The sequence below is a fragment of the Kordia sp. E genome (assembly GCF_056033805.1).
This window is the reverse complement of the sequence record NZ_JBRASR010000004.1, coordinates 195,136-210,063: the sequence shown is the minus strand read 5'-3', so window position 1 is coordinate 210,063 and position 14,928 is coordinate 195,136. Positions and strand designations below refer to the sequence as shown.

General features: G+C 32.1%; 12 protein-coding genes. 4 read left to right on the top strand and 8 right to left on the bottom strand.

The window, feature by feature from the left end:
• Positions 1-139 precede the first annotated feature (139 nt).
• From ACUUYC_RS20395 to ACUUYC_RS20385, 3 genes are all read left to right on the top strand, one after another.
• Complete coding sequence (locus tag ACUUYC_RS20395; protein WP_474268861.1) at positions 140-1,669, top strand: eCIS core domain-containing protein; 1,530 nt, start codon at positions 140-142, stop codon at positions 1,667-1,669.
• Positions 1,670-1,748: 79 nt separating this feature from the next.
• Positions 1,749-2,348, top strand: a complete 600-nt coding sequence (locus ACUUYC_RS20390; RefSeq protein WP_474268859.1) for a hypothetical protein — start codon at positions 1,749-1,751, stop codon at positions 2,346-2,348.
• Between the two features lie 2 nt (positions 2,349-2,350).
• Entirely contained in the window at positions 2,351-3,013 is a 663-nt protein-coding gene (locus tag ACUUYC_RS20385) for a YkgJ family cysteine cluster protein (protein WP_474268858.1), read from the top strand.
• Between the two features lie 141 nt (positions 3,014-3,154).
• On the opposite strand, the gene ACUUYC_RS20380 is transcribed toward ACUUYC_RS20385, so the two are convergent.
• The gene (locus tag ACUUYC_RS20380) at positions 3,155-4,339 is read right to left on the bottom strand and encodes a cytochrome-c peroxidase (protein ID WP_474268856.1); all 1,185 of its coding nucleotides are present in this window, start codon (positions 4,337-4,339) and stop codon (positions 3,155-3,157) included.
• A 345-nt stretch (positions 4,340-4,684) separates the two neighbouring features.
• Between ACUUYC_RS20380 and ACUUYC_RS20375 the strand changes: the two genes are divergently transcribed.
• Positions 4,685-4,888, top strand: a complete 204-nt coding sequence (locus tag ACUUYC_RS20375) for a hypothetical protein (protein ID WP_474268854.1) — start codon at positions 4,685-4,687, stop codon at positions 4,886-4,888.
• A 169-nt stretch (positions 4,889-5,057) separates the two neighbouring features.
• On the opposite strand, the gene ACUUYC_RS20370 is transcribed toward ACUUYC_RS20375, so the two are convergent.
• From ACUUYC_RS20370 to ACUUYC_RS20340, 7 genes are all read right to left on the bottom strand, one after another.
• The gene (locus ACUUYC_RS20370) at positions 5,058-5,516 is read right to left on the bottom strand and encodes a hypothetical protein (protein WP_474268853.1); all 459 of its coding nucleotides are present in this window, start codon (positions 5,514-5,516) and stop codon (positions 5,058-5,060) included.
• 16 nt (positions 5,517-5,532) lie between these two features.
• Positions 5,533-6,330, bottom strand: a complete 798-nt coding sequence (locus tag ACUUYC_RS20365; protein ID WP_474268852.1) for a DUF1853 family protein — start codon at positions 6,328-6,330, stop codon at positions 5,533-5,535.
• Positions 6,331-6,462: 132 nt separating this feature from the next.
• Positions 6,463-7,371, bottom strand: coding sequence for a phosphatidylinositol-specific phospholipase C (locus ACUUYC_RS20360; protein ID WP_474268851.1), 909 nt, complete (start codon positions 7,369-7,371; stop codon positions 6,463-6,465).
• A 246-nt stretch (positions 7,372-7,617) separates the two neighbouring features.
• Positions 7,618-10,029 (bottom strand): alpha-ketoacid dehydrogenase subunit alpha/beta, encoded by a 2,412-nt coding sequence (locus tag ACUUYC_RS20355; protein WP_474268849.1) that lies wholly within the window; start codon positions 10,027-10,029, stop codon positions 7,618-7,620.
• Positions 10,030-10,297: 268 nt separating this feature from the next.
• A complete protein-coding gene (locus ACUUYC_RS20350) occupies positions 10,298-10,798 on the bottom strand; it encodes a hypothetical protein (protein WP_474268847.1) in 501 nt (166 codons plus the stop codon).
• A gap of 26 nt (positions 10,799-10,824) precedes the next feature.
• Positions 10,825-13,641: a gluzincin family metallopeptidase gene (locus ACUUYC_RS20345; protein WP_474268845.1), complete on the bottom strand. Its 2,817-nt coding sequence runs from the start codon at positions 13,639-13,641 to the stop codon at positions 10,825-10,827.
• A complete protein-coding gene (locus tag ACUUYC_RS20340; protein WP_474268843.1) occupies positions 13,642-14,910 on the bottom strand; it encodes a T9SS type A sorting domain-containing protein in 1,269 nt (422 codons plus the stop codon).
• Between the last annotated feature and the right edge of the window lie 18 nt (positions 14,911-14,928).

The window sequence follows — 14,928 nt, the reverse complement described above, 5'->3', positions numbered from 1 at the left end:
ACTTATAAAGTACGTGAAAAATACTAAGAAATAAAACTTCAATATCAAAATACGGTGTTTTTCCCCTAATATAATTATAACAATATCAGTAGATTGTAGGATAACTATTTCTTCTATAGAAATTGTAAAGAAGTTGTATATGAAAGCAGAAGGAAAAAATCAAAAGCAGCAAGAGAAAAAGAATACTAATGTTGTTCAGCAGAAAGAAGGGAAATCGTTTGTTAAACCTAAAGGCGATGCAAATAGCTTTTCACCACCAACAACTTCTGGAAAGCAAAACAAAAGCTTGCCAAGTAAGTTGCAATCCAATATGGAAAGTTCACTTGGACAAGACTTTTCTAATGTAGGTATTCATACAAACTCTCAAAAAGCAGTTCAGATGCAGGCGCGCGCTTTTACACAATCTGAACAAGTTCATTTTGCACCTGGCGAATTCAATCCAGGTTCCACTTCAGGGAAAAATTTAATTGGTCACGAATTTACACATATAGCACAACAACGTGCAGGTGTTGTAAAACCTACCAAAGCCTTGAAAAAAGGTGTCATGATTAATGATGATCGTAGTTTGGAAAGTGAAGCGGATAACTTTGGTCGGAAAGCGGCTAGAGGAGAAGTAGTTTCAAAATATCGCTCTACTGGTTTAGGCATTAGAAGTTCAGTACGAACAGCGCAAGCGAAGAGTAATGTGGTACAGATGGTTGCAATACCTACTTTTGGAGGTTCGTGGGATACAGATGAATATAAAACAGTTCAAGATGAAGCTAATGGAGTAGTTTATGGTGCTGCCGTTGGTGTTAGAGGAGCTAATATCAAATTAAAATTTACGCCAGATGCGGATGCAGATGCGGAGTTGATAGGAATAACACAAACAGCTAATAGTGTTGTTAAAGGAAGTCCAACAGCAATTAATGCAACCGTTGGTGGAAGATCTATTCCATCAAATGATGCCGATGTCATTAATGGAAGATCAGAAGAAGGTGTACATATCGATAGAGCTTCAGCATATAATAATCCAATATATCCTGTTCAATCACAACCAAGTGCTAGCTTAGATGATACAAACTTATATGCAGGTTGGGGACAACATGGATATAGGAAAAAAGTAGGGAATGCTTGGGCTCCACCAAAAGATGCAACTCTTATTGATTCACCAAGGTTAGATGGAGCAGCGAAGAATTCAGAACAAATATTTGAATCTACAGCTTTAGCAGTAAAAGGAAATCAAGAAGGAACTTATTATGGTTCAGTACAATGGGGGTGGAAAACTGATGCAGCAGGCACGCATACATTAATACCATTTAAGAAAATAAGTGACGGAGTACCAAGTGGGACTTTCATGAAAGCTGCTAAACTCTGGAATGATTCTAAAGATTCTACAGGAGCTGATACAGTTGATTTACCTTTGCAATGGTCAGGAACAATTCATAATACACCATTAGCTGCATTGAGAACTGGAAGATCAGTAAACTCTCAGATTTTGGCTGATTTACCAAGAAATACTACATTAACAGTATTAAATGATTCATCTAATTGGTTGCATGTACAAGTAGATAAAACACAAGCAGGAATCATATTAAATAGACACGGAAGAGCAGCTGTAATGACTGGAAATATAATTAGAGGATATGTTTCTCAAGAACTAGTTAATAAAGATGCAAGTTATAGATAGATTATAGATGATGAAAAAAAATAAAATATTATTAATTATACTTTTAATATGCTCTTGCGTGCAAAATGAATCTAAGAAAATGAACGAACAAAAAAATAATACTTTAGAAAGCGAATTGATTGATATTGGTTATAAATCATTATTTCAATTGTATTATCAGAATCCAGAAAATAGAATATGGAAATCTGGAACGAACGAAGACAAATTAAAAAATATAACATCAGCATCAAATAGTAGTTTACTTGCTTGTTTCTTATCCGCTGAGACATTACGTTATTATGAAATTGATTTAGATGAAAAGTATAAATATAGGATAGGTAAATCGTATGCATATGCATTAGAAAAAACTAATATGGATGCTATTGATTTTATAGGGATTTCTGCAAATTCATGGGGATTTCTTTACAATCATAATGATGCAGGTTATTTAGGGAAAAGACTAATTAGTTATGGAGACGTTGTCATCCCAGATTTGATTGAATTATTAGAAATAGAAGGAAAAGTTTTATATCAAGGAAGTCAAGATGCTACCATAGGAAACACTTACCAATACAGAATCAAAGACTTCGCAGCATTCTATATTTCAAAAATTAAAGATATTCCTATTACATTTTATCAAGATTTCAAAAAACGAGATGCAGAAATTGAACGCTTAAAAGAACTTCTAGAAAAAGAATAGATATGGACGCACTAAATCAAGATGTAGAAATTGTACAAGAGCTAGAACGCCAATTAGAACGTTCGGGCTATTTTACGCATAGTTCGTTGAGTAATCAAGCAGAACGTATTAATGAGATAGAATCGTTCTTATATGGCTTAATTGACACTTTGATTGATGATGGAAAAGTCCAAAAAGAAAAGCTTGAAGAAGTGGTTCAAAAAGTGCGTACAGAAACCGTACAACGAAAAGAACATTTTCATGCAGGAATTGCAATTAGAGTTGATGGAGAAGAAAAGAAAGATGATTTTGTTCCTGTAAATTGTGACGAACGCATGCATATTTGTAAAGGCGTTTGTTGTAAGCTCAATTTTGCATTGTCTGTAGACGAAATAGAAAGCGGAAAATCAAAATGGGATTTAGGGCAACCATATTACATTAGACAAAAATCAACTGGATATTGCACACATTTAGACGAAAACAAACAATGTTGTTCTATTTACAATGATCGTCCAAAGGTTTGTAGTAAATATACGTGCGCTGGTGATAAACGTATTTGGACAAATTTTGAAAAGATGGAGCTCAATTCAGAATGGATTGATCAAAACCTTAAAGAGCGAAAAATTCAATTGAAAGGTGTATATATGATTCCAGAACAAAAAATTGAATACAAAGTGAAAAGCTAAAATGCTTACATTATAAATAATTCGGTTTTTGAGTATTCCGTAATACAATTTTCTATAGAACTTAAAGCTAGATTTAACCTAATGAATATACAAAGCCTGTTTCAATAAACAGGCTTTGTAAACTATAGTATATTTCTGAAATTATTGTTCAATAAAAGGATCTGAAAATTTTGGATCATTTACAACCGTATTATCCGTTAATGTTTCTAAAAATGCAATAAGCGCTTGTTTTTCAGCTTCTGATAAATTCATACGAACTGGTTGTCCATTTTGCATCAATCTATTATCTAACAGAGGTCCAGGTTGAATTCCTGAGTTATAAAACTCAACAACTTCTGCTAAACTTGAAAAACGTCCATCATGCATAAATCGTGCTGAAGTTGCTATGTTTTTTAACGATGGAGCTTTAAATATTGTTGTTTCATTAGGATCTAAACCAATACCACGTACATTGTCGTTTAAAGCAAATGTTGGTATTTGATGACATCCAGCACAATTGATTCCACCTTGATTTGTTGTAAAGATTCGTTTCCCTAAATTTTCTTGAGCTGTAAATTGTGGAAAATTTTGCCCTATGCCATTTCCTGGTGCATTCTGATTATAGTTTTGAGCAAATGCTTCATCAAACCTACTATCTGTGGAAACCATTGCTCGAATGTATTGTGCTAGCGAACGTTGAATTCTATCTACCGTAATTGTTTCATCACCAAAAGTTGTTTCAAATAATGCAGGATAATAAGCAATAGCGTTCATTTTTGTAATTAACGCGTCCAATCCGCCATTACTCACATCAAAGCCCATTTCTACACTATTTATAATTGGCTCTGTCGTTTGTGCTTCTAAAGTTGGTGCACGTTTGTCCCAAAAGAACGATTCACCTTCATAAAAACGTGCATTTAACAATCGCATTGAATGTGCACCTGTAACACTTACACCATCAAATCCAGTACTAAATCGATCATTATCTGTAAATGCGATTCCTTGTTGATGACAACTAGCACACGAAACGGCATCATTGATACTGAGTTGTTTGTCAAAGAATAAAATTCTACCTAAAGTTGCGCCACTATTCGTTGTAATATTGTTATTAGGTTCATTATTGTCACCAACAACATTGATATAATGAATAGGATAGTCTGGACTACTATAATTTTCTAAGGCTTCAAAATTTATAGAAAAATAGTTAGACATGTCAACGCCAACAACAACTGGATCCGTTGGAATTACAGGAATATCTGTGCTTTCTTCTGGAATCTCTGTATACACGTCTTCATCTGATGCACACGAAAATAATAGGATGGAAAATAGAAATACATACTTCTTCATAAGATGATGGTTTTAAAATTCATAAAGTAGTATTTCTTCAATAGGCAAATAGATTGTGGTTTTAGTATAGGATGACATTTTGACTAAAAACTTGCGCAATAGTTTAATTTTTTTCAATAAAAATAAAAAAGAGACCATTTTTTAGTCTCTTTTTTTGATCATACTATAGTTAAACTTCAATGGTATATTTTTTCTGAAATATTGAAAATAATGTTTATTATATGCTGATTATTATTGTAATGACTCGTGATTTATAAATTACGAATACTACCGTTCATTTTTGGCTGTTACATTATAAAACCTTGCTTAACTTACTTCATATTATTAATTTAAAAATTTATTATTATGAAAAAGAAAATTCTTAAATCATTAACACTTAACAAAAGGTCAATTTCAACACTTCAACAAGATAAAGTTTCTGGTGGAGGTACTATTGGTACTTTTTGTGCACTTTATAGTAATGTTATTGCATGTCCTTCTGCAACTTGTATTTCTACGGCAAATACAAGCGAAGTCGTTAAACCAAGCTGTGTTAACTGTAATCAGTAATAATTAAGTTTAGTTATTGTAAGATCGTCTAGAAAGTAATTTTTAGACGATTTTTTGAAACAATTTTACTGTTGTGTAAGGATCTTCTTTTGTATCGATAACTACTAATTTTAGTAATAAGCTGTTGATGATCTTGTAGATTTTAGTGAAACTCAACTTTGTAAATTATTTAGCGGTTGAAGTATTTTTCATTTTCAGTTGATGTTTCTTTTTTAGGGTAATAATAGGTGTCATAGGCATATTTTTCAATACCTAATTGTTTATTTTCTCCGAATATAATAATATTTTGGTCTCCATTTTTATAGCTCCAAATTCCTTGCTCAATAATGTCTGTGTCAGTATTTATAAAATATGTATTATCACTTTTAATGTTTAATAAACAAGGTTTACAATCTGGATATGCTTTTAAAACATATTGCCCTGGATGTCTATATGTACTTTCTTTGTATTCAATATAATCCGAACGAATTTTGGTGAGTAACGGTATAGAGACTAATACAAGGAAAAATAATCCTTGTTTGTAGTATTTCTTTCCTCTTGCGAGTATCACAAGTGTAGATATTGATGGTGGCACTAGTAATAGAAAGTAAATTATTATAGGCATTAGTAATGATAATATATGTCCCATCTTTATTTAATTAAAATTACCACCAAATTATAAAAAAAGATTCATAAATGTTGTTATGTTTTTGCCAACATAAAGGCGCTTGTTTTTCTTGAATCTTTTTATAGAGATCTTCTTCTACACCTTTGAAATCTGTCCAAATATTATTTTTGGAAGGATTCATTCCCCATTCTTTTTTAGAAGGAATATGATACATTTTTGCTGAACTATCTAAAGTAGAAAATGTTTCAAAATCTAGATAATACCCTTTAATTGCTTTTTCATAAACTGTATCAAAACTTCCTTTATATTCATATGGAATAAATAAAGATGCTAATAAACATAACTGTTGTGAAACGTTTTCAATTTCTATACTATTCAATGTTGACTTCGTTTCATTATTGTATAATAGTGGAAATTGTTTCTTTTTTAATTTGTCTAATTTCTCTTTTAAAGAATCATTTCTATTTGGTCCAATCCAATTGTGCATTGGTTCAGAGGAAATCGTTGGATCGTATAAATAGAATTTATATGCCAATTCGAGATGAATAACTTGTTTCGACTTTAATTCTTCAATTATAAAATCAAGCTCACCTATCGTATTTTTATCTTTTTGTATTTGAATATTCTCATACAATACGTTGTAATTTGAAGATGATTTGATACATTCAGAAACAATCTTTTCTACCATATGACCTAGTCTGAGATTGGTAGGTAATTCAAAATTCAAATTAGTTTCCAAATTTAAATCTGATACATAAAATGTTGGCAAACCAGTAATAGCATCATCTAAATGTGCAGCTTTTAATACGGATGTTATTCTTGAGTTTATATTCATTGCAAAATTCAAATATAGCTTCTTTATATATAAAAACGCCAAACTTATAAAAGCTTGGCGTTTTTGTATTTTATTGTATGAAGTTATTTAATGATCAATACGCATTCTTTTCATATAACGTAAAAAATTAGTTTATGATAACTGTACACCTGGATTAGAGTTGATAATCAACTCTGTATTAGCGTTGTTAATGTCACCACTTTTATTATTAAAAAAATCTAACGGAATGATGCCAAATCTTTCAGATCCTGAATTGCTTTCAAGATATGATTGCAACACTGGGTTCATTTTAGGATCAACCTTTCCAATGCCGCCTCCCCATGCATATTGATATGGAGTATGTCCGCCAAAAGATATACTATTGAAGGTAATATATATAACATTATCATTTGGACTGCTCTTTGCCATATCAAGATTTGAAGCAACCGCATTCCATTTTTTTTTGGTATTATGCTGACTGTATTGATCTTCTATGAAAAATTGTACACCTTGAGGCGTAGTTAATGAAAATGTACTATTATCTTTCCAAGCGTTAGGTTGCGACAAATCTACACCACCTGTGCCAAGATATCTTCTAAACAATACAACCTTTTTTCTCATATCACCCAAAGTAGTAGGTACAGGGTTTAAATAAAACAAATCTTGATATTTTGCCTGACTCAGATACACATCAAAATATTGTTGAATATCTGTTGCTTTTCCTGACGCAGAATTTACCAACATAATAATTGCTTCTTGTGGATTGGTATTCAGGAAATTAAGACAATCATTAAGTACATCTCCAAAAGAAATATCACAGTTTATGATTCCATGATATATTTGAAGCGGATCGTTGGTAGGGTTGCTTTTTTTATAGGTAACCCGAATATCTAAAAAACGAATACCATTGTCTAATTGATTTCTAATACCAAAATTTTGTGTATGTGCTGGTCCAGCACCTGTTTTTTCAGTTCCTGAGTCGTGTGTGCCAGGTATAGAAATCTTGTCAAGCGTGATTCCGTCATCAAGACTACTCATCCAATTTTCAGTTGTTGTTGCCATTTTTTTATTTTTTGTAAATAACATAGTGTTATTTGTAGTAAATACTACAGGTTAGTTGTTGTAAAATACGTCATAGTTGAGAAATTTTACTTAGTTATTATAAATATTTTCAAAAAAAATGTAAGAACGATATAGTCGTAGTATAAAAAAACGCCAAACTTATAAAGCTTGACGTTTGTATGTTTAGTACAAATAATATTTGATGAGGTACTGAACTTATTTCAGCATAATGTTATAAAAATATAATTAGTAAATCGCAGGAAAATCCGTTGGATTTGACTCATGCATCATACTGTATATTTTTTCAAATACATCTTCAACAGAAGGCTTAGAGAAGTAATCTCCATCAGTTCCATATGCAGGTCTGTGTGCTTTTGCTGTTAATGTTTGTGGTTTACTATCTAAATGAGTGTATGCATTTTGGTCATCTACAATATGTTGTAAAATAAATGCAGAAGCGCCACCAGGAACGTCTTCATCAATCACTAACAAGCGATTTGTTTTTGCTACACTTTTTACAATATCATGATTGATATCAAAAGGTAATAACGATTGACAATCAATGATTTCAATATCAATTCCGACAGCTTGTAATTCTTTTGCAGCTTGTTCTATAATTCGTAAGGTAGAACCATAGGAAACAATTGTCATATCAGTTCCTTCTTTGATTGTTTCAACAACTCCTAAAGGCGTTTTAAATTCACCTAAGTTTGTTGGTAATTGTTCTTTTAAACGATATCCATTCAAACATTCAATTACTAACGCAGGTTCATCGCTTTCTAGTAACGTATTATAAAATCCTGCTGCTTTGGTCATGTTTCTAGGAACTAAGACGTGAATTCCTCTAATTGCATTGATAATTGCGCCCATTGGCGAACCAGAATGCCATATTCCTTCCAAACGATGTCCACGCGTTCTGATAATTACAGGCGCTTTTTGTGTTCCTTTTGTTCTGTATTGTAAGGTTGCTAAATCATCACTCATGATTTGCAATGCGTATAATAAATAATCTAAGTATTGAATTTCAGCAATTGGGCGTAAGCCACGCATTGCCATTCCAATTCCTTGTCCAAGAATAGTTGCTTCACGAATTCCTGTATCAGAAACACGCAATTCTCCGTATTTCTCTTGCATTCCTTCTAACCCTTGATTTACATCACCAATTTCTCCTGCATCTTCACCAAAGATTAATACTTCAGGATATTTTGAAAAAATAGCATCAAAGTTATTTCTTAATACTAAACGCGCATCAACTTCTTCTGCATTATCATTATATATTGGCGCGTTAGCAGCAATATTAGATACTTTTCTGTTAGATTCACTATATAAATGTGAACTATATTTTGGTTGAATTTTCTCAAAGTACGCTTTGATCCAAATACTTAATGTTTGTTTTTCATTAGATGTTTCACCAATAACTAAACGCAACGCTTTACGTGTAAAACCTGCAATTTCTTTACGAATTGGTTCTGCAATGGCTGCTAATTCTTCTTTTAGCTTATTGATAAAAACTTTGTTAGGACTTGATTGTGCTAAGTTTTCTAGTAATGCAACAGCTTCTTGTTGTTCCTGCTTCATTGGCGCTACAAACGCTTTCCATGCTGCTTTTTTACCATCACGAACTTGCTTTTTAATGTCTTTTTCTAAAGCAGATAAATTGTCATCAGTTTCAATACCGTTTTCAACCATCCATGTACGCATTTGCGCATTGCAATCGTATTCAACTTCCCAAGCCAATCGTTCTTTGCTTTTATAACGTTCATGTGAGCCAGAAGTTGAATGTCCTTGTGGTTGCGTTACTTGCTGCACATGAATTAATACAGGAACATGTTCTGCACGCGCAACATCAGATGCTTTTTGATACGTTGCAATTAACGAAGGATAATCCCAACCATTTACGGTAAAAATTTCATATCCTTTTTCAGTTTCTGTACGTTGGAAACCTTTTAAGATTTCAGAGATGTTTTCTTTAGTAGTTTGATGTTTTGCATGTACCGAAATACCATATTCATCATCCCAAACACTCATTACCATCGGAACTTGTAAAACACCAGCTGCGTTGATTGTTTCAAAAAACAATCCTTCACTTGTACTAGCATTTCCAATAGTTCCCCAAGCAATTTCATTTCCGTTATCTGAGAACTTTTCAGTATCAATCCCAGAAACGTGTCTATATATTTTTGAAGCTTGTGCTAATCCTAATAAACGTGGCATTTGTCCAGCAGTAGGAGAGATGTCAGCACTTGAATTCTTTTGCTGCATCAAGTTTTTCCATTCACCATTTTTGTCCAAACTGTGTGTTGCAAAGTGTCCGCCCATTTGTCGTCCGGCAGACATTGGTTCTACATCAATATCTGTATGTGCATACAAACCTGCAAAAAATTGTTGAATGTTCAATTCGCCAATTGCCATCATAAAGGTTTGATCTCTGTAGTAACCAGATCTAAAATCTCCATTTTGGAATGCTTTGGCTAATGCTAATTGAGGAACTTCTTTTCCGTCTCCGAAAATACCAAACTTGGCTTTTCCAGTCAATACTTCCCTACGACCAAGAAGGCTACATTCTCTACTGATTACTGCTGTAGTATAATCGCGAATGATTTCTTCTTTGAATTGTTCGAATGAAATATCCTGTGTGTTCTCAATTTTTGCTTGCATAGTTTTGTGAATTGAAGTCTTGCAAATTTAGCAAAAATTGAGCGTTTTTGCAATAGTTAGAAGTATTAAAAAAATGCTAATAATTCAGAAAAAAGGCGATTTTAATGTGATTTATTTAAAATTCGTAGGAAAAAGACTTTTTCACTGATAATTATTTAATTTTTCAAATGAAAAAATGAAGATTTTTTGGACCTTGTAAATGTAGCAATTAGAATTGCTTATAAGTTACTTGAAATCTGTTTTAGTTTGCGTCAATTGTATTTGTAAATTATTGTACGCTATTTTTAATTTTATATTCAATACGTTTTAAGATGGCAACAAATTTTTCAAATTGATTGATATCTTTAATTCCATGTGCTGGCGTTAAAACAATTCGATCAGTTTGCTTTTTTGTAGTTTCTATATAGATTGTTTCGTCTATAATACTTTCTATAAAGAACTTATCAGAAGTGAGCTGTTTCAATAATTTTTTATTTCCACCAAACCAAAATTGTTTCAGAACATGTTTAGGAATAAATGCTCTCCGTTTGGGTAAAATAAAATCGAGAAATGTATTCCAGGTATCTTTTGGAAAAATAGTAAGCTCTGTATCGTAGGTTTTATCTAAATATAATGTAATTTGAAAAGGTACAGTATTAAGCATTGCACTATTAACCTGATTTAAATTGATTCTAATTTTAGCTCCATCAATTGCTATAATTCGGTCTTTAGGTAAATCTTCTGAATATATACCATAATACTTCTCCGCAAGTTCTTGAATTATACTCATGAAAATATAAATTACAAATACTTAATCTAAAACCACTTACGTGTGAATAGTTTCGTCAATGTTTTTGGACTTAACGTTACAATGAATCGAATACGTTCATCAAATCCTGGTTGTGCTATTTCCCAACCATTGTTTGAATATACAGGAATATAAAGTTCAAAATAATCAGGAACTAAGTTTAAACGAACTCCAGAATCGTATACAAATCGTGTGTTTACGTTTGAATTTTTTAACATTCCAACATCACCATATGCTTCAATCCATTTCCAAATACTATAACTCGCATTTACAGTTCCAATCCAGTTGTTTGAAAAAGGAGCATCAAGTTTAGATTTAAATCCACCTTCAGCAACAACTAATTGCTGACTGAATAATCCAGTATCTTCTGAACGTCCGTAATAATTGTAATCAAATAAGTAATCCGTTGGTCTATCTAGCGCATAGCTAAAGAAGTCTGAATTTGTATCATTGAATAAGAATTTACCCGCGAAGAAACGAACATTTAATTGTCTGTTATCTTGGAAAAGTTTTCTATAGTTTAGTGTAAACGAAACTTTAGAGAATCGTTTTGCAAACTGAAAATCTGTAAACCATGTCAAATGACGAATAGGATCAGGATTTGAATATACATAACGCGCATTGAATACACTGTAATTTGGTTCGTTTTCAATTGTAATATCAGTTGGTTGTTCACGCTGAACAATTACATATCTAAAGTCTAAGAACTCTTTTTGATTCGATCTAAAATCAGGATTTCTAAAACCAAACGTAATTTTTGGAACCAATCGCGTATAGGTTAAGTCTTGTTGATAATTATAATAATTTCCAGACATGGAAAAACGAGCAAAGTATAAGTCACTTTTACTTTCAATATCATGACGATATGAAATGCTTCCTGAACCTACCAATTGTTTTGAACGCAATCCGTATGAAGGTTTAAAATCATACAATAAACGTTTTGTTAGGAAGGTTTTATTGTAGAAACGCATTCCTGGCGTAAACCCATCATATAAGTTAAACTGTGCAATTGGCACAAAGAATATTTGATTGTAATGCGGGTTTTCGGCATCTTTAAAGAATGTGAATTTTAATTTTTTATTGTTTGCAAAGAAACCATTTAGTGATTTCCAGTTGTCACGTTGATTGAATTCAGGAATGATTTTGTCATAGTTTAATACCAATCGGTCAACACCTTCACGTGGAATGGTTACTGTTTTCTTCTCACCAATATTTGTGATCCAATGTTTTGAAACCACCGAATCATTTTTAATTCCGAATAATGAAATAGGGAAGTTGCCATCGTATTTGTTTTTAATGGTAACTTGTAGTGAATCTCCTGTTTTTTCTACTTTTTTTATTTTGTAATCAATTCGTTTTCTCGAATCTACATAGTTATCAAAATACCAATCGATATCTTTTGTAGCTTTTGATTCTAACAAATTTTGAAAATCGGCACGCGTTGTATTTTTCAATCGACTTGTTGCATAAAATTCTTTTACAAAGTCATCAATAATTGCATTGTCAAAGTAACTTTTTAGGTATTTTAATCCAACACCTGCTTTGTATTTGTTCCCAATATTATTATTGAATTTAGTTAAAGAGTCTTTGGAAGTACTTATTGGTTGATCAATGTTTTTACGCGCCATAAGCATAAATAGAAACGGATATTGATCATTGAATTTGAGTTTTGCAAACTCATATGTGCGAATTCCCCAAATTTTTGATAATCCGCCAGTTAGCTTCATGTCTGGATAGTAGGTTTCTGCATATACCATTAACATGTATGTTTCTAATGCATCAGAAATCCACTTTTCTGTACGCGTATCCATCCACATTGATTCTTGTAAGCTCTTTATTAGAATTGTTTTTAAGGCTTTCATTTCATATTGAAATTGATCAGTAAATGGACGAATGAATGAAGGCAATTGTCCCAATCCGTAGACTGGATTATTTTTGTAGTCAATTTTTGAAATCATCATTTCTTTTCGAGGAAATTCACCCAAATTTTCATGAATAAACTGCACAACTTTATCAATTGCAATCGCTTGCATTTTTTCATCTAAACCATATGCGTCTAGATTTGTAGTTATGTTTACTTTATCTGTTTGAAATGTTTTGAATTCAGAGTTTTGACGTAGTAATATTGTAATTTCTTTCTGATTTGATACTTTGAATTTCGTAATTCCTTTTTCACTTTCTTCTTGTGTATCCGCTGAAGAAACTACCGTGAATTTTTTCGGATAAATTAGTGTAATATCGTGTGTTGCCTGTTCTGTGTATAAATCATCAAGATTTTTATTACTGTAGAGTTTCCAACCATTTCTGTAGGCTGCAGGCGTTATGTACCAAAAACGTAAATTAAAATCACCATCACTTTTATACCCGTAACGAGTAAATTCGTCACTTGGCAATTTTACCGTATATTTTAGACTGAATGTAATGCTTTGATTTGGCTTTAAAGGTGAATTGAGTTTCACTTTTATAATATCTACTTGCTCTTTTAATCGTTCCCAAGCAATTTCATTTCCATTAAGATTGAAACTTTCAATTTTTGTATTTCCACGTTTCCTTTTTCGAGCTAGGTGAAAGTTACGGCGATATTCTTCAGCAAATCGTTTAGCTAAAGGTGTATTTTTTCCTGAAAAACTATGATTCCAATCGTTGAAATAAATTTCGTTTAATGTTGTGTTGGAATCATTTGTATATATAATTTCTTGAGAAATTTCAATACTATTTTCTTCGGCAAGTAAAGTTGCAAAAATTGTATTTTTGTGTTGTCCAAAAGCAAAAACGCTAAAGAACAATAGTAGGTAGGGAACGAAGTAGGCGCGTGTAGTGTTCAATTATTGTTTTATGAATTTTTTTGTTTCTGTATAATTTTCAATTTTCAAGTAATAGATGCCTTTTGGTAGTCTTGAAACATCTACGCTAGTAATATCGTTATTTTCTACCTTTCCATATATTAATTTACGTCCTAAAACGTCATATATAACATATTCATTGTTTTTTTGGGGAGAATTTAACAGAAATGCTAGTTCATTTAACGTTACATTACCACGAACAAAGTTAAATGAAGCTGTTTCTGCAAATTCTGAAGTACTTAACAATTGCTCATTTGTTTGTAATTCCATCACAACAGGCAAATGGTCACTCATGTCATGCAACGCATTACGCATAGCTACTGAATAGCTAGTTGTTGTGGAACCAGGAACTTCTGCACAGTCAGCAGAGTTAATTGCACGATTGTAACAATTTGAATTTTGATTGTTTCCAAACGATTTGTACGAACCAGGAACATAGAATAAATCTGTGTTTGTTAAGATATTTTCAGAAGTGAGAATGAAATCAAAACGATCGTCAAATCCACCAGAAGCGCCACCTAAGCCGCTTTGTGTACGTGTTGATTGTGTCAATACATCTATAAAACTACTGTTGTTGTGCCAATCTCCTAAGCGATTGATTGGATCAGTTAGCGTAATGAAATTTGTAGGATCTGTTAACTTATCAAACGTGATGTCATTACTTGTATACAGATTCAAATCTCCAGCAACTAATATTTTACTATTCACGTCAAGTGTAGAAATATAAGATACTAACTCTTCTACCATTAGAAAGCGTTTTAATTCATCTTCTGGCGAGTTTCCTGCTTTTAAATGACCTACAAATACTTCTAAAATAATAGGATTGCTAGCTTGATTAACCGTATTTAGTTTTAAAGTATATCTATTAAAATCACGGATTGTAGTTTGTACAATATCTTGTCCTTCTAAAATAAATTTAGAACTATCATAATAGATTAAGTTTTGCAACGAATTGAAATCTCCAGAATTATCATCTGAAGTGTTTGTGAAAAAAGTTGCTTGTACATAGTTAGGATTAATCGTTTGTAATCTGGTCAAAATTTGTCCAGCACCAAACGAGTCATTCAATTCACATATCATAAATAAATCGGGTTGATAGTCAGAAATAATTATTTCTAAGTCATCAATTCGACTTGGAGATATGTCAGGAAAATTCAACACATTGTAAAACATTGTCTTGATATTTTCCTGAGCAGTATTTTGTTGTAACCCTAAGCCTAGCAAGCATAGGATGAATAGCAATTTTTTCATTTTTTCTTTTTCGGGTGC

Bases quoted from the DNA above. Each gene is read 5' to 3' on its own strand.
- ACUUYC_RS20395 (WP_474268861.1), top strand. From the start codon at position 140: ATGAAAGCAGAAGGAAAAAATCAAAAGCAGCAAGAGAAAAAGAATACT.
- ACUUYC_RS20390 (WP_474268859.1), top strand. From the start codon at position 1,749: ATGAACGAACAAAAAAATAATACTTTAGAAAGCGAATTGATTGATATT.
- ACUUYC_RS20385 (WP_474268858.1), top strand. From the start codon at position 2,351: ATGGACGCACTAAATCAAGATGTAGAAATTGTACAAGAGCTAGAACGC.
- ACUUYC_RS20380 (WP_474268856.1), bottom strand. From the start codon at position 4,339: ATGAAGAAGTATGTATTTCTATTTTCCATCCTATTATTTTCGTGTGCA.
- ACUUYC_RS20375 (WP_474268854.1), top strand. From the start codon at position 4,685: ATGAAAAAGAAAATTCTTAAATCATTAACACTTAACAAAAGGTCAATT.
- ACUUYC_RS20370 (WP_474268853.1), bottom strand. From the start codon at position 5,516: ATGGGACATATATTATCATTACTAATGCCTATAATAATTTACTTTCTA.
- ACUUYC_RS20365 (WP_474268852.1), bottom strand. From the start codon at position 6,330: ATGAATATAAACTCAAGAATAACATCCGTATTAAAAGCTGCACATTTA.
- ACUUYC_RS20360 (WP_474268851.1), bottom strand. From the start codon at position 7,371: ATGGCAACAACAACTGAAAATTGGATGAGTAGTCTTGATGACGGAATC.
- ACUUYC_RS20355 (WP_474268849.1), bottom strand. From the start codon at position 10,029: ATGCAAGCAAAAATTGAGAACACACAGGATATTTCATTCGAACAATTC.
- ACUUYC_RS20350 (WP_474268847.1), bottom strand. From the start codon at position 10,798: ATGAGTATAATTCAAGAACTTGCGGAGAAGTATTATGGTATATATTCA.
- ACUUYC_RS20340 (WP_474268843.1), bottom strand. From the start codon at position 14,910: ATGAAAAAATTGCTATTCATCCTATGCTTGCTAGGCTTAGGGTTACAA.